Below are 23,664 nucleotides of genomic sequence, written 5' to 3' on the forward strand. Positions count from 1 at the left end.
GATCAAAAAGTCCGTTTTTGATTCGTTCAATAGTTAATCAAAACTCCACATCGACTCCATTGTATGATCATGCAGATGACAAATAGGCAAGCCGTTGGTAAAACTATGTCCAATGCTTGCCCGGTTTGTTGTGCCTATTATTTGATAAAAGCATACCTACACCGACTCAAACCCACACCGAATTACATCTTATTTTTCCTTAAAAGTTTATTATTGACAATATAACTCGAATTGCCATAAAATAGATTTTATATGATATTGATAATCATTATCAATATTAAACTACAATAAAAATTGATGAACGTATGAGCAATATAAGTTGAATTTAAATTTCACACGTTAACGGAGGGAGCAGAACAGATCTGAAGAAGCGGAGCTACAAGTTTTCTGCAAGAAAGCTGCATCGGAAGCATAAGCTGCGCCTACAAGCTTTCTAAAAGAAAGCTGCTTCGAAAGCATACGCTATCACCGGATTTTCCCTTTGTATAAGGAATTAAAAAAAATCTGGGGATAACAGCGATTGGAAGGTTGTTCTGTCATTGTAGTGTCAGCGTAAATAATCTTTAATTCAACTTATATAGGAGCGAGTACCTTCATTCGATCGAGGAGGATTTTCAGTGTTTCCGAAAGGGATTCATAATCTGCAAAACCGACTCATTATAAGCAAAGCGAGAGAAATGGGCATCACCTGTGAGCCACTTCTTGAGGGATGCGAAGATTTCCTGAAGCTGTCTGTAGGGGACCAAGAGATCATCATTAACAAAACCAGATCTCATCGTCTGCCGTTAATCGCTGGACTGCTCGCGAAGAACAAGCAGGCATGTAATATGTTAATGCATGAACAGGGCATGCCTGTACCGTCATTTATCGTGATCCCGGAGATGGGGAGTGAAGCAGTAGCTTTTCTGAATAGATACGGCTCTATTGTAGTGAAACCGCTGGATGCGAGCAGCAGCATGGGCGTGACGCTGGATGTGCGTACTGAAGAAGAACTGGAGACAGCCATTCATCTTGCGAGTGTCCACGGCAGCAGCATTATGTTGCAGCAATATGTGACCGGGATCGATTACAGAGTGCTGATCATTAACGGTGAAGTGGCGGCTGTGAACCAGTATCGGCCTGTCTATGTTGAGGGAGACGGAACTTCAACCGTTCGGGCGTTAATTGAGCAGTTGAATCAGGAACGAATCGAGATGACACCCATTGGCGAGTATGAAGCGTTTCCCGAGGTTAATGCAGAAACGGAACGACTGCTGGAGGTATTACATGCACAAGGGACAACACTGGATGAAGTTCCTGCCGCGGGAAAAGAAATCGAGTTATACAATCTCCGCAATTCTGCCGCCGGAAAAATCAGTGAATTCTACAAGGATTGTACCGAAATCATTCATCCCGAAAATGCCCGAATGATCATTCAGGCGGCAAAGACTCTTCAGATCGATGTAGCAGGAGTTGATGTTCGTTGTCGTGATATCCGCACCCCGATCTCCAGAGATCAGGGAGGCATCCTGGAAGTGAACGCCTTGCCAGATATGACACACCACGTCTTTCCCCATGGTGGAACAACTCGTGATGTGGTTAGGTTGTACCTGGAATACCTGTGTCAGGAGCAACTTGAATATAAGATATATAGCTTATAACAACGTATAAATGACAATATATGACGGATAACAGATAACGGATACCATCATTTAATTCGGACCTCACCATGATTTTGAACCAATACCATGTCGTATGCAAAATACAGAACAAGAAACACAGGCAGCAGGTTCAGCCTGAATCGATTATAAGGAGCGTTAGAGGGCTATGTCAGTAGAGGTGCAGACGGAATATCTGAAGATGCAAAATGAGAAGGAATCCAATGCAAGATCGTACCCGAGACATTTCCCGCTTGTCATTAACAAGGCCCATGGGGTGAAGATTACCGATACGGAAGGCCGCGTATTCTACGACTGCCTGGCTGGGGCAGGAACATTGGCGCTGGGGCATAACCATGACACGGTGGTCAACGCCATTCGCGATGTTCTGGATCAGCAGATACCTCTTCATACACTGGATCTGGCAACACCGCTGAAGCTTTCATATATGCAAGAACTATTCTCCATTCTTCCGGCAGAGATGCGAGACAAAGCCAAAATCCAGTTCTGTGGTCCAACGGGGGCCGATGCAGTTGAAGCAGCCATTAAGTTGGTCAAACATGCAACAGGTGGCAAGTCTATTCTTGCCTTTCAGGGAGGTTATCACGGTTCGACCCAAGCGACAATGTCGATGAGTGGCAACCTGAGCAAGAAACAACATCTGCAAAGCCTGCTGCCCGATGTTCATTTCCTGCCTTTTCCTTATGAGTACCGCTGCCCATTTGGTGTTGGTGAAGGCATGACGGCCCGGTTAAGCGCACAGTATATCGAGAACTTGCTCGATGATTGCGAGAGCGGTATTGCGGCACCGTGTGGGGTCATTGTGGAGACGGTGCAGGGTGAAGGTGGAGCCATTCCGGCAGATATCGAATGGCTGAGGGAGCTGCGGCGAATCACAGCAGAGCGAAGCATTCCACTCATCATCGACGAAGTGCAGACAGGCATTGGACGGACAGGCCGGATGTTTTCATTTGAACATGCCGGGATTGTACCCGATGTAATTGTCTGCTCCAAAGCAGTTGGCGGAAGTTTGCCGATGTCTGTTGTCATCTACCAAGAAGAACTGGATCAATGGCAACCTGGTGCACACACAGGCACGTTCCGTGGCAATCAACTAGCCATGGCAGCGGGACTTGCTACACTTCGTTATATTCGGGAACAGGATGTCTTACACAACGTGCATCTGCGCAGTGAGCAGTTCATGAATCAACTGAATGCAATGAAAGAGCGGTATGCAGAGATTGGTGACGTGCGAGGCAGAGGACTGATGATCGGCGTTGAAGTGGTGGATCCAACAGGACGGAAGGATCGTCTGGGACATTATCTGCCTAATGGTGCGCTGGCTGAGTCTATTCAGCGTGAATGTTTCAAGAATGGATTAATTGTAGAACTGGGCGGGCGTCATTCAGCTGTTGTTCGTTTTCTGCCGCCGCTGAATATTACGGAGCAAGAATCGGGTGCAATCCTTGCGATCTTTGAGAAATCGGTAGCTGAAGCGATTGCCTTAGCAACAGCCGCATGCTGAAGCTTTCCCTGATGAAGAGGCATGCAGTATTACTCGCGATTCTGATCGGTGCCTTTTCGCTGGTACTGACCAACAGTGCATTTAACCTGCTGCTGCCTTATTTTGTGCAATATTATCAGATCTCTACGACAGCAGGCGGATGGATCATTGCCTTGTACATGCTGGCTATGACGTTAACAATGCCGCTGGCTTCCCTGATTGTAGACCGACTGGGGCGTAAGCAGACGTATATGTTGGGCATCAGCATCTATGGACTGTTCTCGGTGGCAGGTGCGTTGTTTTATCACTCTATTGAAGTACTCTTGCTGGTTCGTTTCATGCATGGCGTTGCCGCGGGGCTGATGATTCCGTTATCACTTGTGCTGTTGTTTGATGTATACGGACCGGAGGTACGAGGGCGAATTACCGGAGCGTGGGGCTTGCTGCTTATGCTCGCTCCGGCTGCCGGACCAACACTGGGGGGCTTCATCATTCAGTATGGACGGCTTGAAATGTTGTTCTGGCTTAACGTGCCACTGGCTATATTCTCGTTGATCGGGTGCGGTCGAGTCATTCAGACCTATATCCCTGCTCGTAGGAAAAAATGGCATCCAACCAGTGTCATGATGCTGATCTGCGCTGTAGGTGCCCTTAGTCTGGGGGTACAGTTGTACGCAAGTCCTGTCGTGGCAGTATGGGTACCATGGATGCTGATTGCGCTCGGTGTGGTGCTGCTCATTCGTTTTGTCCAGACAGAGAACGGTCGCAAGGAACCGCTGATCCGGTACCAGTTGCTGCGGCGTAATGCCGTCTTTCCGCTGACCGTGCTGATCTCGACCATTCAGGATTGTGTCATGTTTGGCGTGATCTTTGCATTGCCACTATTGTTCCAGGACGTCTTCCACCTGTCACCGGCCCTGTCCGGTGCACTGTTCATTCCCTTATCGATCTGTACAAGTCTGTTCATGTGGATTGGCGGCAGCTTGCTGGATCGCGGTCGGTCCATACATTTTATCGCATGGGGGACGTTGCTGGTGTCGATATCGATCTTGTCGTTTGCGGTTCTGCCCCTGGGAGCATCGATCTGGATCATAGGGATGCTCATGGCATGCCGGGGAATTGGCGTTGGCCTGTCAGGTATGAGCATCTCTGCGATTGGTCTGCAAGCATTAGCAGACGAAGACATGCACGAAGGGTCGGTGTTATCAACCACGATTGAGCGTCTGGCTTCTTCGTTTGCGGTGATGGGCTTGACCCTGTATTACGATATGCGTTGGCAATGGCTTGCCGGGGCAGGAACGTCCATGGAGATGGCAAAATGGGGAGCACTCAAAGAGATCTGTATCGGACTTGGCTGCGCCATACTGCTTACACTTCCCCTGGTCTTACTTATAACCCGAAAGAAGGTTGGCATCATTGTTCGAGATGGAAAACAAGCTCCGGTCTGAGGCTGAGCAGCAGGCCCATGAACATTCGTGCAAACTGCTGTTGAACTGTTACATCCGTGAGCTTGCGCTAGAGAAGGAAAGCGATATTCGGATCAATCCGAACACGCTGTCGTACACTGTTACTTTTCAAGCTAGTAGGGTGAAGGTGACAGGACGCTTGTCTTATTACTCTGCCATGGGGGAGCATGAATACATCAGCATGGAATCTGGCGGGGAAACCGTGCATTATCGCGACCTGGTTCGCTGGATCACATCTGAGCTAAGCGGGAATGGGGAACAGGGAGCGAGTTCGGTTCAACATGGAATGATGAAAAGTGTGATGGAAATGAAGCGTTCACTTGAGGTGGATAGTGCACATCCAAAGGGCGAGAATACGAATCGTGTAGATGCGACGTATGCCAAAGATTTTGCACAAAAGGTAGATAACAGTGTCGGTAACCTTACGTTGTATATCGAACAAGCGGCCGGTCTCGACATCCATGACTATCGCACATCTGAACAGTCACTGTTGTATGGTCATCCGTTCCATCCGTTTCCGAAGAACTCCAAAGGCTTCAGCGAGGATGATGTGCAGAAGTACAGTCCGGAGTTACGGACATCATTTCAACTCTGTTATATCGCCGTGAGGCAGGATGTCTACGTGCAGGAATGGGTCGATGACGAGGCGGCAATGGATTTGCAGGACCTCCTGTGGAGCCATGTGGAGCCTATTTTAAAAGAAAAGAGTGAAATGTATGGGCTGCTGCCTGTCCATCCATGGCAATACGCATACATATCACGATTGTCCGAGGTACAGCACTATATTCGAGATGAAAAATTAATCCTACTCGGTAGTGCGGGGCCTATCGTCTATCCAACTTCTTCGGTCCGTACGGTCTATGTTCCCGGATGGAACTGCAATATCAAGCTGTCACTGAATATGCAGATCACCAACATGATTCGCACTAACAGTGCTGAGCAGATGCGCAGAACACTGGATGCCTCCAAGTACGTCAGGCAGCATGACTGCTTCGGTGCTGAACCGAACACGCATATTGCGTATGAGACAGGCGTAGCGACTTGTGCTTTTGAAGATGAAGAGTTAACCAGTCTGTTTACGATAGCTTATCGGCCCATTGAGTTTGATGTTGAGAATACGTATGTCTTATCCAGTCTGGTTGAAGCACCGCTTCCCGGGATGCGGTCGAGACTGATGGCGATGCTGGGTGGTGGACGTGACATTGCCGAGCGTTGGCTGGAACGTTATCTGAAATGTTCGCTGCTGCCGATTGTACGGGCTGCGGGAGAGAAAGGTATTCATTTTGAAGCTCATTTGCAGAATACCCTTGTGACCTTAAAGGATGGGTTGCCTGTTGATTTTATCGTCCGCGATCTGGAAGGGGTCAGTGTGGATGAGGAACTTATAAGTGAGCAGGATCGTGCTGCGTCGGATTTATTATTTTATTCGCGAGAGAAAGCCTGGGCGCGGACATCGTACTATTTTATCGTCAATCATCTGGGGTCTTTGATTCATGCCATGGCGCGAGATGTGAACGTCCCGGAGGAGCATTTCTGGAAGCAGGTACGTGGGGTACTTGTGGAGGAACTGGAACGAACGGGCAATGCATATGTGCAACATCTGCTGATGACGGATGCATTTCTGGCCAAACAAAACTTGGTGAGTTGTGTAAGAGGGATTAGCCAGACCCCGGATTACGTGCCGGTGAGCAATGTAATGAAACGAATAGGGAGTGAAGTGCATGGGAGTCGTGGGATACAGGGCTGAAGCAGGCGGCAGGACAGAAGCAGTCTACGTGGGTGTACAGGAACGGATCATGCGGCAGACACTGGAGGCAATGTGGTTCGAAGGCATTCTGGACAGTCATGTAAGTGGGAGCGAATGGCGAACCGAGGGACTTACATCTTCCGGTCATTCTGTGGCGTACACATGTGAAGCGGAGCGAAAGTTTTCATTTGGCCGGGTGAAAGTGAAGAAGGGTTCGATCCAAAGAGAAGGCGTACCGTGCACCGATCTGGATCTGTTTTTGGAGGAAATTGTGCTGAACGCTTTGAAGTGTGCAAATGTGACGGCTTTTATCCAGGAACTACTCGAAACGATGGCAAAGGACAGCCAGTGCCGGGCAATATTACCCTTGAACATTCCGAATGAAGATCGGCATTATGATGCGCTCGAAAGTCACATGACCGACGGTCATCTGTACCACCCGAGCTATAAGTCGAGGCTGGGATTTTCTTTGAAAGACAATCTGGCTTATGGCCCTGAATTTAACTCAAAGGTTGCATTAGTCTGGGTTGCTGTGAAAAAAGAATTTGCTCAGACCGCTGTATCCGCAGGGTATAGCTCTGAAAAACTGGTAGGGCAACATCTGACCGCAGAGGATATGCAGCGATTTCAACAGATTCTGCAACAACAAGGTCGAACGGACATGGGTGAGAACCTTAACGCATATGTGGCGAGTGCAGATCAGCTTGGGAGCAGTGCCGAGGTTGGTGAGAGCGTTGGAGAGACAATCCAAGCGAAGCTTCATGGGGGAGTTCGTGAAAAAGGCGAAACAGTCCGTAGCTCGGGTAGGGAAGACAGCAAGGTTGGCATAGGAATAGGTTCTGGCACTGATGATTCATATGTGTTCATTCCGGTTCATCCGTGGCAGTGGGAGCACCAGTTGGAATCGGTATATGCCCGTCAACTGATGGATGGAGACATCGTGTATCTTGGTCCATCGTCTTCGCCCTATCGTGCGCAGCAGTCGATCCGTTCGCTGTCGAATCGGGTGAATCCGGAAGCCCCTTACATCAAGCTGGCCCTTAGCATCACCAACACGTCGAGCACACGTATTCTGGCACAGCATACGACCCAGAACGCACCGCTGATCAGCGATTGGCTGGATGAACTTGTTCGTGAAGATGAGCTGTTGCAGCAGGCGCAGTTTGGCATTTTAAAAGAAATCATGGGATTGTCGTTCCGTTATGAGCAGTTGCCTGCAACCCAGTATGGACGTGCCTACGGTACACTCGGTGCCATCTGGCGGGAGAATGTATCGGTTCATCTTAAGGAAGGCGAGACCGCATGGCCTCTGAATGCATTGATGTTGGTGCAGCCGGATGGTGTTCCATTTATCCAAGATGCTGTAGAGCGACATGGTGTGGAAAAGTGGAGTGAGGCCCTTGTTCGCACAGTTACATTGCCGATTATCCATCTGCTCTATGCACACGGGATTGCGCTGGAATCTCATGCCCAGAATATCATTTTGGTACTGGAAGATGATCTGCCCAAACGAATCATTATCAAGGATCTGCATGATGGTGTCCGCTACGTACCGGATCAACTGATGTATCCGGAACGGGCACCGAAGCTGAACCCCGAGCCTGAAACCCATCGCAAGTTCAATCGGTATTCCTTCATCTATGCGGGAGATGTGTCGGAAGTTCGTGACTATACGTATGACGCATTCTTTTTTATCTGTATGACGGATATTGCGCTGGCTTTGGAGAAGTTTGGTCTGTCGGAGGAAGCGCTCTGGCAGCTGTGCGCAGGTGTAATTGTGGATTATCAGAAGCAGCACCCGGAGTACACGGAACGGTTCGTTGCATTTGACCTTTTTGCCGAAGATGCACTGATCGAAGAGATGACCAAGCGCCGTCTGTATGGGGATGGAGAGTTATATTTCCGCAAAGCGAGCAATCCGCTCAAGATATCAAAGGATGTACTTGAATCAAATGGAACACCCGAATTAAAGGGAATCGTCGAATGAGGATTAACACGCTGAAGGAAAAAATTGCACGCAAACAGCCCGTATACGGCCTTTTTGTATCCATACCACACCCGGTGATCGTCGAGATGATCGGACATGCGGAATATGATTTTGTCATTATTGATCTGGAACATGCCGCAACATCGATGGAATCGGTAGAAGATTTGGTTCGTGCGGCGGAACTGGTGGGCCTAACCCCGTTGGTTCGCATTTCGAAAGTGGAGCGAGTGGAGATTCTGAAAGTGCTGGACTGTGGCGCACAAGGTATCGTCATTCCGCATGTCGAGCAACTGGAGCAGGTGGAAGAAGCGGTTCGTCACGCCTACTACCATCCGGTTGGTACGCGGAGCTTGAATAGTGGTCGTCCCGGTGTATTCGGGAAATATCCGCTCACGGGATACATTGGGGAAGCGAACCAACAGGTGATGGTTGTCCCCATGATTGAAAGTGCGGAGGGCGTGCGGCAAAGTGCACAGATTCTGTCTCACCCTCAGGTGAGCTTTGTATTGGAAGGTGCGGCTGATCTGTCGCAATCTCTCGGTGTGCCATGGCAGACAGAGCACCCGGATGTGAGACGTGCACTGGATGAATTGCATGCTACCGCTTGGCAGTGCGAAGTACCTTATGCAACGGTCACTAGAGGTGTGGAGGATATGTCTCTCTGGGCTGAGCGGGGAGTACATATATACGTGCTTGGTGATGATCGGAATACGGCGTTTCGGGCGTATGCCCAAAAACGGAATGACTACAGGAATGCGGGTGGGTAAATATGAAACCTAGTGTATGGCATGCAATAGATGAACTGCAACGAGGGATGGAAGAACCGGTATGTGCGTATGTATACGATCTGGCTGGCATTCAGGAGCAAGTACGTCAGATGTTGGGCAGCATGCCTGGAAACACAGAATTGTTCTACGCCATCAAGGCAAATCCTGATCCGCGAATCATTGAGGCGTTGCTTCCATTTGTGAAGGGTTTTGAAGTGGCTTCGATTGGAGAGCTACTCAAGGTTAGAGCGGTAAGTCGCGAGGTTCCGATTCTGTTTGGAGGTCCGGGTAAAAAGGAGAGCGAACTGAGGCTAGCCATCGAGAATGGCGTGAGTTACATTCATGTGGAAAGTTTGCTGGAGCTGCGGCGCATTATTGCGATTGCGAAAGAGAGAGCGATGGAGCAGGAGCAGGTGCAGGGGAGCAGGCAGAAGCAAGAGTGGGAACTGAAGCCGGAGCAGAGAAATGCGGAAGAGTATGGCGAGGAACTGATTAAAGAGCAGAAGCAAAAACAGGATCAAGGACAGAAGCAGGAACATGAGCCGAAACATAAACAACAACAGGGTCTAGCGCAGGAGGTTCGCATTCTTCTTCGAATCAATCTGCGGAGCAGTACGTTACCTCGGACGAAGATTGTCATGGGCGGTGAGCCGAGTCCTTTTGGAAACGATGAAGAGGCGGTGGAAGAAGCCATTGAACTCATTCGTGTGGAAGGCGCGGGTGTGGTTCGGTTAAGCGGGTTCCATTTTCACTCCTTGTCCAACAATATGGATGCCAGGCTGCATGCCGAGATGATCGAGCTGTATTTGCAAAAGGTGGAGCAGTGGCAGCAGCAGTATGATTTACCTGTGGAAGCGGTGAATGCAGGAGGCGGATTCGGTGTCACGTATGATGGCAGTCCAGGATTTGACTGGCCATTATTCACTTCCCTGCTGGAGCAAAGTGAAGCCAGACAGCGCCTTGTTTCACGCGGAGGTCAGCTGTATTTTGAATCGGGTCGACTGCTGGTGGCAGACCACGGGTATTACGCAGCAGAAGTTACGGATATCAAAACTTCTCATGATCAGTATTTTGCCGTGTTAAGGGGAGGTACGCATCACAATCGTCTGCCTGCTTCATGGGGGCATAACCATCCGTTTCAGATTATGGAGACGGACCGTTGGAAGCATTCATTTGCCCGTCCAGAGGTAAGAGATCGTCGAGTCCATATCGTAGGTGAGCTATGCACACCCAAGGATCGCATGCATTCTGATGCGGAGGTAGCACTGCTGCGCGTGGGAGATATTGTTTTGTTTGAAAAGTCTGGGGCTTATTGCTGGACCATCTCGCATCATGATTTTCTGGGGCATCCGCACCCGGCATTCCATTATCTAACGGAGGACAATAATCATGTCAACATTGATGAAACGTTCCAGTCTGCAAGCCGCTGAACGCCGGATTATGGCGGATCTGATGAATTCATTTTTGTCGGAGCAATTACTCGCACTGGAGGATCACCCGTTCATTGATTTTGCTACGGCACCTGCACCGTTCCGTCGATTGTACAAGGGATATGACAGTGAAGAGCATAATCATAATGTAGCGTCTCGCTATAGATTGCACACTCAAGGTGTACTGTGTCTGGTTGAAACAGGAGTAAGACAGGGGACTCAGTGGGTTCAGGGTTCACCGATCTACGAGGAGAAAACTGATGGAAGCTGGGTTCTCCTTGATACTCCGGCAGAAGTTGGACGTGCGGTGTTACAGAGGGCTTTGTCGGATAAGGCCTATGCGCAGCCTGGGGTGGCGGAATTCCTGGTTAGTCTGGACATTGCTGTGGAGCAGTATGCTTTGGGCTGGGAACAAGTCCAGTATCTGTCCGCTAACGTCCCGGCTTCTGCTTATAAATGGTTTATCAAGGGGGAGCGCGTTGCGGCATTGCGGGATCGTCCATTTCACCCATCGTCCAAAGCCAAGGTGGGATTCAATGCAGAAGATGTAACACGGTATGCAGCAGAATTCGGGAAGGCGATTTCGCTGCGCTGGGTGGCTATACGGCTGGATGCCGTGCAGCAAGGGTGTGAAGATGGATTGTCCATTTTGGACGTATTAGACGATGTTCAGCGCGGAGTGATGGAAGCCGAGTTTGCTCGAAAAGGGATTACGTTGTACGAATATCTGCCGATGCCTGTTCATCCATGGCAATTGCAGCATGTGATTCTGCCTCGCTTCACGGGAGAGATCGAAGAAGGCAGCATTGTCGTATTGGACGTAGAAGTGGGCGACGTACAGGCAACATCCTCTCTGCGCTCGATGGCTCCATCAACCGAATCTAATCTGATGCTCAAGCTACCGGTTAGTGTGCTGTCACTGGGGGCTGCTCGTTATCTTCCGGTGGTCAAGCTGCTGAATGGTCTTGTTGGAGAACGGATGCTACGACAGGCCGTTGCTTGTGACGAGACGTTGAAGGAAAAGGTGTTCATGTGCGAAGAGCAGAACTGGTGGGGCTTCATGCCAGAATCCATGGGACTGTTCGATGATCATCCCCGGCATCTGGCTGCACAGATTCGTGTGTATCCCGCTGAGTTGCTGGGTGAAGCCTACAAAGTAATTCCAATGGCCGCACTGGGTGTTAACCTGGAAGGGCATCATCTATTAACGGAAATTCTGGGGGAAAACCTGAGCAGCACGGATGTTCTCGAGTTCTATACCAGCATAGCTACGACGTTCTATGATATCGTGATGCGTCTGTTCAAGGTGGGCGTCGTACCTGAGATTCATGGTCAGAACTGTTGTCTGGTGTTAAAGGATAATCAGGTAAAAGGCCTATTGTTCCGCGATCATGATTCCGTGCGTCTGCATCAGCCTTATCTGGACAAGCATGGTATTGCAGACCCTGCCTACCATATTCGCCCGGGTTACTCGAACAGCCTGTATAACGAGACGATTCAGAAGCTGATCTTCTATGTGCAGTCTTTGGGGACGCAGGTGAATCTGGCTGCGATCATGGAGGCACTTAGCGAGGTGTATCACATCCCGGAAACGAAGTTATGGGAGATCACGGAGCAGGCATGGAAGGAAGCGCTGCAACATGTGAAGCTTCCCGAATCCGACCGGGCCGCGCTCGCTCATGCGATATTCGAGAGTAGGGAGTGGCCCGTGAAGTTAGTTGTCCGTCCGCTGCTTGAAGCGGATGGGGTGCCTGGCGCGATGCCATCGGGCAAAGGCATAGGGTGGAACCCTTTTTACAAGGGATAGAATGCAGAAGGTGGCCCGCTTGACGGGTTGCCTTTTCGGTTTTTTTGGTAATGAAGGTTCAAATCGCGAGGGGGGGAATAAATGTTCATAATTATTGAAGGTGAATCTGATGAAATCCAAGTACAGAAATCGGACTGATGTTATAAATGAATAAGTGTTACTGGCTCACCTTCTTATGATGGCAATGTGTTTGTTACTTATATTTACTAATTAGTTGTTATCGGTTGATTAAAATTACCTATTTGTTGATTTAACAGACTTACTATTTCCTTTGAATTATTACTCATTCCGTCGTCATTCTGATTCTTATTGGAGTTGGAGAGGAACCGCGAATAGTTTTCTGTACTTGTTGCTTCTCCTTCAGCATGTTTTGTTTCACTCAATAGAACCTTTGAGCCGTCTGAATTAACAAGATACTGTCTAGTATAAGCACCTTCCCTTGCTGTAACCAGCTGCCCTTTTTTTTCTACTGATTTGTCCTTCTTTTCTTCGTCTTCTTTCTTTTCGACTGTTTGTACGAGAAGCGTTGATTTAAACAACTCTTTGTTGTTTGTTAGATTGTTGCGTTGGTTAATGTGATAAATGCTAGGACTAGAATTGTTAATACGCATGACTTCACATCCTCTTCGAATGGAATTTTTTGAAAAAATTGTAACATGTCATTTTATATCGGTATCTTTTGTTGAGAAATGAATACAAATTGCGATTTGGACAAAAAAAGGGACACTCGCAGCTTTACGATTTTAATGAATTTGATATCGTCATTCCCTGAAATACCTTATAAGTATCTTCGCGGTTCACCATTCCGGGCTTATATTATCTACTTGACGGGTTGCCTTTTTGGTTTGTTGTCATCGAAAGTTACAATGCTTGGAGGGAATAAAACGTTCATCATTATGGCTAAAAAATCTTATGAAAAGGAGTTACAGGAAAGAGACTGATGGTATAATCGGGATATGTGTTATAGTCTTACTTGTGTATTACCGAAAAGGTTTTCGGAGAAAGCGACATCTACTGTTGTAACCGTAATCATAATTTACTTCAAGAAAGTGAGAAACTAACATGAATCAGAAGAGACTTTTTAATGATGGATGGCAATTTGCGAAAAGCAAGCTGGACGTTACGGAACCTGCGGGTCTGGTGTATGAACCTGTGGAGCTTCCCCATGATTGGCTGATATATAATACGCTTGAACTATATGAAGACAGCATCGGATGGTACCGAAAGACGTTTCATTACACGAAGGATGAGCAGCAGCTTCTGCTTTGTTTTGATGGCGTATACATGGACTCTTCGGTGTATGTGAACGGGCAGCTGGTTGGGGAGTGGAAGTATGGCTATTCTGCTTTTGAACATGAGATCACGAATGCACTGGTGGAAGGCGACAATGAGATTGTGGTCAAAGTAGTACATCAGAGCCCGAACAGCAGATGGTATTCCGGGGCCGGAATCTATCGCCATGTGTGGCTGAAAACGAGAGACCGCAACCATATTGTTACGGATGGGATCTATGTATCCATTAATCAGCAGCCGAATGGCTGGCAGGTGGAAGTAGATACGGAACTGAACCTGGAACAGAATCAGCAAGCAGAGCTGGTGCATACGATCCGGTATGAAGGTCAGGTGGTGGCATCGACGAAGGCGAATGTTACGGCTTCTTCGGGTGAGAATGCGGTCGTATCGGAAGATAGCCAACAGATCATTGTGGAGAGTCCAAACTTGTGGAGCCCGGATGCACCGCATCTGTATGAACTGGTGACAGAGCTGCGATTGATCTTGGATGATCAGGAAGATCGGACAGTTGAATCGGTATCACAGCGGATTGGATTCCGGGATATCAAACTTGATGCCAATGAAGGGTTCCACCTGAACGGGGTCAAGATGAAGCTGAACGGCGTGTGTGAACATCACGATCTTGGGGCGCTGGGAGCTGCGTTTAACCTGACGGCATTGCGTAGAAGATTTGTTTTGCTCAAAGAAATGGGCGTTAACGCCATCCGTACCGCGCATAATATGCCTGCCAAAGAGTTCATGGAACTCGCGGATGAGATGGGTATGCTGGTTGTGTCTGAAGCCTTTGATATGTGGGAACGTGCCAAAACGCCATACGATTATGCGAGATTTTTCCCGGAGTGGGTGCATACGGATGTGAAGAGTTGGGTGAAGCGCGACCGTAACCATGCCAGTCTGATCATGTGGAGTATCGGGAACGAAATTTACGATACCCATGCGGATGAGCGTGGACAAGAAGTAACTCGGATGCTGATGGATTATGTGCTGGAATTTGATCCAAAAGGTAATGCTGGCGTGACGATTGGTTCGAACTACATGCCATGGGAAAATGCACAAAAATGCGCGGATATCGTGAAGCTGGCAGGTTACAACTACGCGGAAAAATATTACGACAAACATCATGAAGAACATCCGGACTGGATCATCTATGGTAGTGAGACGTCTTCGGTGGTGCAGAGCCGTGGCATGTATCATTTCCCGTTCGAACAGCCGATTCTGGCAGATGATGACGAGCAGTGCTCGGCTTTGGGTAACAGTACGACCAGCTGGGGCGCGAAGTCGGCAGAATACTGCATCTTGGCAGAACGGGATACACCGTATTCGCTGGGTCAGTTCCTGTGGACTGGATTCGATTATATCGGAGAGCCGACACCGTATCATACGAAGAATTCGTATTTTGGACAATTGGATACGGCAACTTTCCCGAAAGACTCCTATTACATCTACCAAGCAGCTTGGACGGATTATAAAAAAAGTCCGATGGTTCACCTGTTCCCTTACTGGGATTTCAGCCCGGGTCAGATTATTGATGTACGCGTATGCAGCAACGCGCCGAAGATTGAGTTGCAACTTAATGGTAAAACCATTGGTACGTACGATATCGATCATGCCAATGGAACACAGCTGTCTGGCTGGTGGAAAGTGCCGTACGAAGAGGGCGAGCTGAAAGCGATCGCTTACGATGAGAACGGGCAGATCATTGCAACCGATGTGCAAAGATCCTATACGGATGCGAAGAAGATTCGTCTGCAAGCGGATCGGGCGCAGTTGCAAGCCAGTGGAACGGACCTTATTTTTGTAGAAATTGATGTTGAAGATGAAGCGGGTAATCCGGTTCACAATGCAAACAACCGTGTGCAAGTTCAGGTGAGTGGTGCAGGACGATTGCTGGGTCTGGATAACGGGGACAGCACCGACTATGATCCATACAAAGGATTGAGCAGAAGACTATTCAGCGGTAAACTGATGGCGATCATCGGAGCGACAAATGAAGCTGGAACGGTACGGATTGAAGTTTCTTCCGAAGGGTTGGAAGGGGCTGTAGCTGAGTTTGAATCGCGTATTGTGGATGCGGAACTGGTTGATGAGAAGCAAGTTCAACCTGTCTTCATGAACAATGAAGAACGTCCAGTGCTTACGGGAAATGCTCAGGAGATTCCTTTGCGGAAAATCGAGATCATCAGTAAAGCAGGACAGTTGCTCAATCCGTCCAATCCGGAGCTGGTCGTAACCGCCAAGCTGTATCCGGAGAACACCTCCTATCGCGATATCGAGTGGGCCGTTGTGAACGATGCGGGGATCGAGTCCAACATTGCCAAAGTGGAAGCTGTTCAAGCAGAAACGGGCGACAACGGTGAGCATCAACATGCGGTGAAGGTATCGGCTATAGGTGACGGGGAGTTCCGGCTTCGCGCAACCAGTACAAATGGTACGGATAAAACGAAACTCATCTCCCAGCTGGAGTTCAAGGCGGAAGGTCTCGGTACAGCCTACAAAGATCCATACGGCTTCATCACGGGCGGACTGTACGATTACACCAAAGGTGAGGTAGGTAACGGTAATGAGCGCGGGGTAGCGACAAGTCGGGATGGAGAGACGCACGTAGGTTTCCGTAATATTGACTTCGGACCGTACGGCTCCGATACCATAACGATTCCTATTTTCACGCTATCCACTGAGGACTACTTCATTCAGATCTGGGAAGGTATGCCGGATGAAGAGGGAAGTACGATGATTGCAGATGTGGTTTATGACAAAGAGTCCATTTGGAATGTGTATCAGGAAGAGACGTACCAATTGTCCAAACGCCTTAGCGGGATCACGTCGATCTGTTTTGTGCTGAAGCAGAAGATTCATATTAAAGGGTTCTCCTTCGAACGTCAGAGTCGGGCCTTTGAACAGAATGTGGCTGCATCCTGTGACCATCTTTATGGAGATACGTTCAAAATCGAGGGTGACCGTGTTGAAGGCATCGGGAACAATGTGTCGCTGGAGTTTGAGAACATGGACTTTACGGCAGAAGGCACGTCGAAGCTCGTGATTTATGGTCATTCACCGATTGATAAAAATACGATTCATATTCGCTTCGCAGGTGCGGACGGACAGAGCAACCAGCTGGTTGAGTTCACCCAGTCGGGTGGATATGAGGAACGGGTGTTTGAGCTTGAGCAAGTGACAGGTGTGCAGAAAGTAAGCTTTATCTTCCTGCCAGGCAGTCAGTTTGACTTTGGCTGGTTCCGATTCGAGAAATAAATGTGATGGAAATATAAAACCCCTTCAAGCAGGCATCGGTTCATGGGAACGTGGATCTGAATCGCTTGCGTGAAGGGTTTTTTTTGTATGTAGGTGTGAGAGAAAACATCAATGAAACTGCTCTGCTTCAACTGAGAGATCTAAGTGATGGCCTATTCTGCTATAAATGTACAACTTAATCTCCGTGTCTTGTAATGCAAGCAGATTGATCGTTTTATCACTATTTCTGTTGATAGATGTTTCCATAGGTTCACTTACTTCATCTACATACATTCTCACATATACCGTGTGGTTGCTGTTGTTTTCAATCGATATGTTGGCATGTGTCCCGTTCGAAGCAACCATTGTGAAGCTGCCGTTGTATGCGGAACGACCTTCATGTTGAGTTGGGGCAATGAGCAGAACAGGTGTAGATGTTGGGAAGGATTGCTCCATTTCATGGGCAAAACCGGTTGACTGCCGTTCGTTAGTTGAAGCTAGAGTCGCTGTATTGGCCGAATGGGTGGGTATGAGTACAGATAGAGCCAGTGCTACACCGAGCATTGTTTTTAATGTCATTAAACTAACCCCCTGCTGAATGATAAAATACTAAAATTTCCGTTGTTGTTAACTATACATTTCTATGATTCTAAACGTTTAGGACAACGAGGGAGTTACAGATAAATTACAAATTAAGCATAATCATGCAACAAAGGATAGTATTGAACCGTTTCATACATGAGGTGATGGAATGAGAAAAAGTATGCTTATCCTATCGTTAGCTTTAATGCTGTTAACTGCCTGTCAGGCAAATGATCCATCAATGAATGCTTCCGGAATTACGCAAGCTTTTCCAGAAATTATTGAGCCCCATAATCCAGAGCAAGCGGAGCAAAGCGGGGATGTGGTTGTGCTTCATGGAGGCATACGGAACGAAGATAAGTGGGACACATTTATGAAGAATGTGGAGAAAAAACAGCAGGACCAGGTTCGTGTAACGATGTATACCATTGAAGGTGGGCCCATTATCCAGGAATTGATCTATGATGGTACAGCTATTCAATCGACTTACGATAACTCAAGGGATGCCTACGGCTCCAAACAGGGAATGAAGACCGACACCTGCAAAGGGATCGGGACAATGAAGAGTGAGCAGGGACATATTTTTTACGTGTTAACCGGGTGTGAGAAGGAAGAGAACCCCTTTTGGATGCCTAAGTTGTAAATGAGATGTATCCACATGCAAATTCTTAATAAAAACTGTGAAGCCGAGGCTGGTATGCAGGTTTTTGTTTCTATTTGAAAGGTGAAAAATCGAGATTTTATCTGTACAAAGCAAAGCATTGACTGTCCACCACCCTGAATCTCATAACCCAAGTGCACTTCATGATCTGTGTAGGTTAGGTTGCATGACGAAGTGTGATGGTAAGCTCATCTACGGTTTTGGTTTGAAGTGGGATGTTTGAATCGGGAAGTTCGGATTCTTCTTTATTAGTTACAGAAAAATAAAGCACAAGTTGAAGTATCAATATTATAAGAGCAATAATGATAGCGATGATGATATTCCTTTTGCTCAATGTGCATCTTCCTTTCAGCGAATAGATTTTTAATGAAGTGAATTTAGTGGTTAATAACCAATTATATCATATTTTGGGTGGTGATATAAATGAAGAGGCTTTGGGTGTTATGTATTTTGATACTTTTAGTGACAGGGTGTGGTCAGAACAATAGAGAGAAAGCCATTGATTATCTAACGCAAAATCAAAGAAATGATGCATCACTCATTGTATTTACCGACCGACCTTCGGAGCGACCATTTATTGTTGAGTTACAGACGCAATTAAATGAAGTCAATAACGAGAATTTGAGGGCAGAAGGCCCAATAACTAACGTAACCTTTTATAATGTCCGTGATGAAAATAAGTTTAATTATGAGAAGATTTTTGGTCTGAAATCATATCCGTACATGATCCTGTTCGAGAAAGGCGAGATTACACTGGAGACGCATGAACCGGAAGCGATCGTTCAGCATTTTAAGAAGAGGTGAGAGTCTACTAAAAAGAAGTTTGATCCCGATGGATCGTCTGAGTTAAACATACAGTGAGGTCCTACTGGGGAAACAATGAAGCCATGCTGGCAAGACAAAGGACAACTATAGCAGGACTCTTGTCTTTTTTATTGGGCTTCTTCAATAGTTATTCGCACACTCTCCGAATGTGCTAAGGACATAGTATAGGGCATATATACTGTGTGCCTTGGCCTAAGGAGATGACCATTTTGAAGTATCTGAACAAGAGGACAGCCACCCTCAACAAATTAAGGCGCAGTCGTTCTACGTCGAAATGCAGAAACAAACACTTGGGAAAACGAAAGAAATACCATATTATCCGTAGGTCTTATCGGAGAAAAGGCTGCTCACTGAAGCGTCCATTAAGATCACAGAAAATGGTACGTGACAAAAAAGTCATTGCATTACCGAGAGGGATGGGTAGCAACCCGGTATGTTGTGAGCCCGCCCCCCTGCTCGCTCCGTTGAGACAACATGAATTGGAGACTGTGAGTCTCCCTGGAACGCAAGGTGTGGCAGGTGTCCAAGGCCCCGCCGGATCTCACGGCGAGCCGGGTCAACCAGGAGTTCCGGGAGCGCAAGGCCAAGCTGGCCCTCAAGGTGAACCGGGTCAAGTGGGGCTTCCCGGAGCGCAGGGTCCTGTTGGTCCTCACGGCGGGCTGGGTCAACCGGGAGTTCCCGGAGCGCAGGGTCCGGCAGGTCCTCAGGGTGAATCGGGTCAACGGGGAGTTCCCGGAGCGCAAGGCCCCGCAGGCCCTCAAGGTGAATCGGGTCAACCCGGAGTTCCCGGGCAAGGTCCCGCAGGGCCTCAAGGTGAACCGGGTCAAGCAGGACTTCCCGGAGCGCAGGGTCCGGCAGGTCCTCAGGGTGAGCCAGGTCAACCGGGAACTCCCGGAGTCCAAGGACCAACGGGTCCCCCAGGCGAGCAAGGTCCGCCGGGCACCGTACCCGGAATTGAAATCATTCCTACGGCAAACCGTTACTTCTATTTTCCGGACACCGATCTGGATTTGTCCGCATCGGTTGTAATTCCTGCCACAGAATTCACGAATGACGATGGCAGCAGCATAACCGAATTTGCCGGGGTTGGACTTACTAGTTTCAACAATCTATATATCAACGGGATCGTCCAACCAGGAAACTCATACAGTGTAAGTGCGGAGAGGTTGTTTTTTTCGTCACAAAACGGTGTGATCTTTGCAGGGACACCTATCACTATCGAGATAATTATAATAACAGTCAATATCACAAATGGTTAAAATTGGTTTTAGTTGCTGGTTCCTTTGCCTTCACTACTCCCAAACCTACCACATATACTATGTTAGGTAGGAGGTGAGAAACATGCCACTTGTGACACCATTTCAGAACAGTTTAAGATTTGTTGCAACCATTGGTGATGGGACCGGCACTGGGGCAACGTTTGCCATTGCTGCGACTGCTTTTACAAACGACGCTGGTGTAGCTGCAACCGCATTTCCAGGCACCTACAACTACTACAATCTTTATATTAATGGCCTTATGCAAACAGCAGATACATCCTCGGCTACGACGACTACAATTACAATTCCCGGTGGAGATGCATTAAATGATGGAACTCCAATTGTTGTTCAATTTGTAGTGTCTTAAAGAAGATTTAATCCTACTGTATTGTTATCTTGTGCGACTTCTATCTGTGATAGAAGTCGTTCTTTTTGTACAAGTTACCCAGTCGGCTCAAAGGCATTCATCCATGCATTAATGTGCAAAAATAGTTACCCAAGGATGTTGCCGAACTACCGGATAACCTCTGAGGAAATGATCCTTCCGTTTGATTCCAAACCTCCTTCTCACTTGTTAAAATTTAGGTACATAAACTACGGTCAGGTTGGCGGGTGATAAGGAAATGCAGCGAATTGAGGTACATCCCGATCTATTGGAGGAAAAGGCCCGGTTGGTCCAGCAGAAGAAACAGGAACTGGAGCGAATGGTCTGGGAACTGGAGAAATCAATTTATATGTTGCAATCCGAGTGGTCGGGTGTGACAGGAGAGCGTTTCTTCTGGGATTTTATGCAGGTGAAAGAAGTGTTCCCGACTACAATCGGGCTGTTGGACGAAATCCAGAAAGAGTTTACGTTTATCGCGAAGAACTTCAAAACAACGGACGGCTCAGGCGAGGTTGCGCTGTACATTCCAGAGGAACTAAAGCGAAATTTCGCTGTAGGGCTGCTTGATAAATCAGTAGGAGAAACAATAACGGGAATGGGTCAGACGGCAGAAGCTTTCTTTGAGAACCCATTCAGTACATTAAGCAGTGTGGCATATGCCATGACAGTGGGCAAAGTTGTAGACGTTGGGCGTGGTATTCAGTTTGCATGGGATACCGCTTGGGGTACGGGAACGGCGAGATCTGATATAGAGCAATTTGTAGAAGAGCAGAAGAAACAGATTGATGAGAATGGTGCAGGGTATTACGGTGGGGCGATGACAGGACAGGCTTTGGCGTATGTTTTGTTTGGCAAAGCTTTTCGTTCGAAGGACGACATTGGGTCGGGTGGAAATAAGAAGGAGCCTCAAAAGGGAATTGACAGTCCCAGAGATCTAATAAAGCCAAGTGGATCACCTAATCCAGAAGCCTTACCAAGTGGAGCGAGAACAAAAATTCCGAATAATGCGGATAAGGCGACTAAACAGTCTTTAGAACTAGAAAATGATGCTGCTGATCAATTGGCGAGAAGTGGATATCGGATTGAACAGAACCCTAAAGTTTTAGATAGTGATGGAATTGATTCCAAAAGAGATCCCGATTTTAGAATTGAAGGGCGTATATTTGACTGTTATGCACCAACTGAAAATAAAGGTATTAGAGGTATTTGGAGTGAGGTTCAAGAAAAGGTTGTTATTAAACAACAAACCAAGAATGTGGTGATTAATTTAACAAAGTGGTCTGGAGATGATTCTGCGTTGCTTAAGCAATTTAAAGAATGGGAAATCCAAGGTTTAGAAGAAGTTATCGCAATCAAAAAGGACGGTAAGATCATATCGGTATTCCCTTAAAGTAGAGGAGACAAGTTTATGGAATATTCACTGAAGTTGAATGGAAAACAAGATCCTTTATGGTTGAAAAGATTAATTGAAAGTAAGAATTTTGAAGTGAATTATATGAACCGACAACACAATGCATTGTTCATTCATGAGTTTGATCTAAGCGGTGGTTTTAAAATTACTGTTTATGATAATAATTTTCCAGCTGATCATCCAGCAGCTTCTTATGAAACTATGTTTCAAGAAGAGGATTTTATTTATCAACAAACAATATCTTTTGAATTGGAGAATAATCAACAATATGAATTATGGTATAAAACAATGTACGAAATTTCTTTTTCTGTTATCGGATCACTCAAAGTAGATGGAGTATTCTATCACACATCTGGAGAAGAGATATTTTTCTTTAAAAACGGAAAGTATACGTTCAACGTAACATATCTTGAATTCCTCCAAACGCATTATGGAGAACTTCTCGAAAATATTGAGTATTCAGTTTTTATGAAATCTCTCAACTGAATTACAGATAAATAATGCATAAAAGCAATTCTACCAGACAAACGTAGAGGTTCATTTTTATGGAATGAGGATACTAGCAAGTACTACGAATATGAGATTAATTGCTGAATGTTGGGGTGAAACAGAATGTTATTGGAAAATGCAGTATCCAAATTAAATAGTATAAATTGGGGTTCAGTAGGTACTGGTGTCTCTGAGAAGGATACTAACCTCGGCTATGAATTTCTCAGAAGAATGGCTCAGTTTTATAAAGCGGAGCAGCTGAAGCCTATGCCACCTGCATTTACAAATGTGGCGAAACTGCTAGGAGATCAAGAAGAGGAATTAGATATTTCAGCTTATTGTAGTTCAGAGGCTGTTGCTTATTTGAATCAAAACTCATATGTGAAAAGAATATTTGAATACTATTTACAGTTGGCGAAGTACGCAGAGAATAACACGGGCATTAGTCAATATCTAGACATTTATGAACCGTTAATTAAACTTTTTGAAAGGGGCGGCTCTTTTACCATCAAACCACTCTCTCTAGAAATTATACAAGTCTCACATTTCCCACTAAACAATTGGTATGAAAAATTTGTGGAGAAAGATCCGATTGATATTAATAATCTGTAGATCATATTTAATGTAATTGTATTCATACAAACAGCACTCCTACCAAATTATAGTAGAGGTTTGTATGTAATAGTAGGAGGAGATTAAATGGCAACTGACTGCTCCTTGAAATGTGAAGAAGTTGTGTTGACAAAAGAAACTCTGATTGAGAAATTAACTAAGATCAATATTATTTGTGATGAAGTAATACAATTAGACAAAGGATTAAAAATTGAGGAAACAGTAAATAAAGTTGGATTTTCAATTGCTTTAATTGATACTTCAGCTAGTCCATTTGGTTACGATTCAGAGTTTCTTGCCAATGATTTTAAATATAATCAGAGTTTAAATTTCCGAATAGATAATGACTGGGATAGTATAGAGGCAATTATCCGCATTCTTGTACTTGTCTTTGAAATAATCGATTCGACGGAAAGTAACCTTTTGTTTCTTCTTAATGATAATGAATGTGTTTATAGAATTGATGGGATTCTAAGAATTAATAACGAAGACGGTTTTTGGGATCGAGTAGAGTACAGAAGGTTTATTGAAACCAGAGAATATAAAGATATGTAGAAGATTTTTAGTGAGA

The 23,664-nt window shown here is 46.6% G+C and carries 20 protein-coding genes; 17 read left to right on the plus strand and 3 right to left on the minus strand.

Translation table 11 applies throughout. The features are described from left to right. Positions 1 to 617 precede the first annotated feature (617 nt). From MKY95_RS05020 to MKY95_RS05055, 8 genes are all read left to right on the plus strand, one after another. The gene (locus MKY95_RS05020) at positions 618 to 1,640 is read left to right on the plus strand and encodes a hypothetical protein (RefSeq protein ID WP_076319374.1); all 1,023 of its coding nucleotides are present in this window, start codon (positions 618 to 620) and stop codon (positions 1,638 to 1,640) included. 166 nt (positions 1,641 to 1,806) lie between these two features. Then, entirely contained in the window at positions 1,807 to 3,162 is a 1,356-nt protein-coding gene (locus tag MKY95_RS05025) for a diaminobutyrate--2-oxoglutarate transaminase (protein ID WP_076319375.1), read from the plus strand. After that, a complete protein-coding gene (locus MKY95_RS05030) occupies positions 3,156 to 4,589 on the plus strand; it encodes an MFS transporter (protein ID WP_076319376.1) in 1,434 nt (477 codons plus the stop codon). Before MKY95_RS05025 ends, MKY95_RS05030 begins: the two co-directional genes overlap by 7 nt. Beyond that, complete coding sequence (locus MKY95_RS05035; protein WP_235193880.1) at positions 4,567 to 6,354, plus strand: IucA/IucC family protein; 1,788 nt, start codon at positions 4,567 to 4,569, stop codon at positions 6,352 to 6,354. The genes MKY95_RS05030 and MKY95_RS05035 overlap by 23 nt, the downstream gene beginning before the upstream one ends. Then, the gene (locus tag MKY95_RS05040; RefSeq protein ID WP_036606214.1) at positions 6,329 to 8,341 is read left to right on the plus strand and encodes an IucA/IucC family protein; all 2,013 of its coding nucleotides are present in this window, start codon (positions 6,329 to 6,331) and stop codon (positions 8,339 to 8,341) included. The genes MKY95_RS05035 and MKY95_RS05040 overlap by 26 nt, the downstream gene beginning before the upstream one ends. Beyond that, entirely contained in the window at positions 8,338 to 9,108 is a 771-nt protein-coding gene (locus tag MKY95_RS05045; protein WP_339197292.1) for an aldolase/citrate lyase family protein, read from the plus strand. The genes MKY95_RS05040 and MKY95_RS05045 overlap by 4 nt, the downstream gene beginning before the upstream one ends. Positions 9,109 to 9,110: 2 nt before the next feature. Beyond that, positions 9,111 to 10,538, plus strand: a complete 1,428-nt coding sequence (locus MKY95_RS05050) for a type III PLP-dependent enzyme (RefSeq protein ID WP_339197294.1) — start codon at positions 9,111 to 9,113, stop codon at positions 10,536 to 10,538. Further along, a complete protein-coding gene (locus MKY95_RS05055) occupies positions 10,498 to 12,345 on the plus strand; it encodes an IucA/IucC family protein (protein ID WP_339197297.1) in 1,848 nt (615 codons plus the stop codon). The genes MKY95_RS05050 and MKY95_RS05055 overlap by 41 nt, the downstream gene beginning before the upstream one ends. Positions 12,346 to 12,551: 206 nt before the next feature. Here MKY95_RS05055 and MKY95_RS05060 read toward each other — a convergent pair whose 3' ends face one another. Then, the gene (locus tag MKY95_RS05060; protein WP_339197299.1) at positions 12,552 to 12,956 is read right to left on the minus strand and encodes a hypothetical protein; all 405 of its coding nucleotides are present in this window, start codon (positions 12,954 to 12,956) and stop codon (positions 12,552 to 12,554) included. 451 nt (positions 12,957 to 13,407) lie between these two features. Here MKY95_RS05060 and MKY95_RS05065 point away from each other — a divergent pair, with 451 nt between their 5' ends. Beyond that, positions 13,408 to 16,890, plus strand: a complete 3,483-nt coding sequence (locus MKY95_RS05065) for a glycoside hydrolase family 2 TIM barrel-domain containing protein (RefSeq protein ID WP_339197302.1) — start codon at positions 13,408 to 13,410, stop codon at positions 16,888 to 16,890. Between the two features lie 108 nt (positions 16,891 to 16,998). On the opposite strand, the gene MKY95_RS05070 is transcribed toward MKY95_RS05065, so the two are convergent. Next, positions 16,999 to 17,448, minus strand: a complete 450-nt coding sequence (locus MKY95_RS05070; protein ID WP_339197305.1) for a hypothetical protein — start codon at positions 17,446 to 17,448, stop codon at positions 16,999 to 17,001. Positions 17,449 to 17,620: 172 nt separating this feature from the next. Here MKY95_RS05070 and MKY95_RS05075 point away from each other — a divergent pair, with 172 nt between their 5' ends. After that, positions 17,621 to 18,094, plus strand: a complete 474-nt coding sequence (locus MKY95_RS05075; protein ID WP_339197308.1) for a DUF4362 domain-containing protein — start codon at positions 17,621 to 17,623, stop codon at positions 18,092 to 18,094. A 175-nt stretch (positions 18,095 to 18,269) separates the two neighbouring features. On the opposite strand, the gene MKY95_RS05080 is transcribed toward MKY95_RS05075, so the two are convergent. Continuing rightward, positions 18,270 to 18,446 (minus strand): hypothetical protein, encoded by a 177-nt coding sequence (locus MKY95_RS05080; RefSeq protein WP_339197311.1) that lies wholly within the window; start codon positions 18,444 to 18,446, stop codon positions 18,270 to 18,272. A gap of 116 nt (positions 18,447 to 18,562) precedes the next feature. Here MKY95_RS05080 and MKY95_RS05085 point away from each other — a divergent pair, with 116 nt between their 5' ends. The 7 genes from MKY95_RS05085 to MKY95_RS05115 all read left to right on the plus strand — a co-directional run bounded on the left by MKY95_RS05085 (position 18,563) and on the right by MKY95_RS05115 (position 23,648). After that, entirely contained in the window at positions 18,563 to 18,916 is a 354-nt protein-coding gene (locus tag MKY95_RS05085) for a hypothetical protein (RefSeq protein WP_143781494.1), read from the plus strand. A 398-nt stretch (positions 18,917 to 19,314) separates the two neighbouring features. Continuing rightward, positions 19,315 to 20,196 carry a DUF4183 domain-containing protein gene (locus MKY95_RS05090; protein WP_339197314.1) on the plus strand — a complete coding sequence of 294 codons (882 nt, stop codon included), beginning with the start codon at positions 19,315 to 19,317 and terminating at the stop codon, positions 20,194 to 20,196. An 82-nt stretch (positions 20,197 to 20,278) separates the two neighbouring features. Next, a complete protein-coding gene (locus MKY95_RS05095) occupies positions 20,279 to 20,563 on the plus strand; it encodes a DUF4183 domain-containing protein (RefSeq protein ID WP_036606220.1) in 285 nt (94 codons plus the stop codon). A 256-nt stretch (positions 20,564 to 20,819) separates the two neighbouring features. Beyond that, positions 20,820 to 21,971 (plus strand): WXG100 family type VII secretion target, encoded by a 1,152-nt coding sequence (locus MKY95_RS05100; protein WP_339197317.1) that lies wholly within the window; start codon positions 20,820 to 20,822, stop codon positions 21,969 to 21,971. An 18-nt stretch (positions 21,972 to 21,989) separates the two neighbouring features. Beyond that, the gene (locus tag MKY95_RS05105) at positions 21,990 to 22,478 is read left to right on the plus strand and encodes a hypothetical protein (RefSeq protein ID WP_339197320.1); all 489 of its coding nucleotides are present in this window, start codon (positions 21,990 to 21,992) and stop codon (positions 22,476 to 22,478) included. A gap of 132 nt (positions 22,479 to 22,610) precedes the next feature. Then, positions 22,611 to 23,093 (plus strand): hypothetical protein, encoded by a 483-nt coding sequence (locus tag MKY95_RS05110; RefSeq protein WP_339197323.1) that lies wholly within the window; start codon positions 22,611 to 22,613, stop codon positions 23,091 to 23,093. A gap of 87 nt (positions 23,094 to 23,180) precedes the next feature. Continuing rightward, complete coding sequence (locus tag MKY95_RS05115) at positions 23,181 to 23,648, plus strand: SitI3 family protein (protein WP_282319287.1); 468 nt, start codon at positions 23,181 to 23,183, stop codon at positions 23,646 to 23,648. The last annotated feature ends 16 nt before the right edge of the window (positions 23,649 to 23,664 follow it).

This window comes from Paenibacillus sp. FSL P4-0176 (genome assembly GCF_037975265.1).
GTDB classification, from domain to species: Bacteria; Bacillota; Bacilli; order Paenibacillales; family Paenibacillaceae; genus Paenibacillus; species Paenibacillus amylolyticus.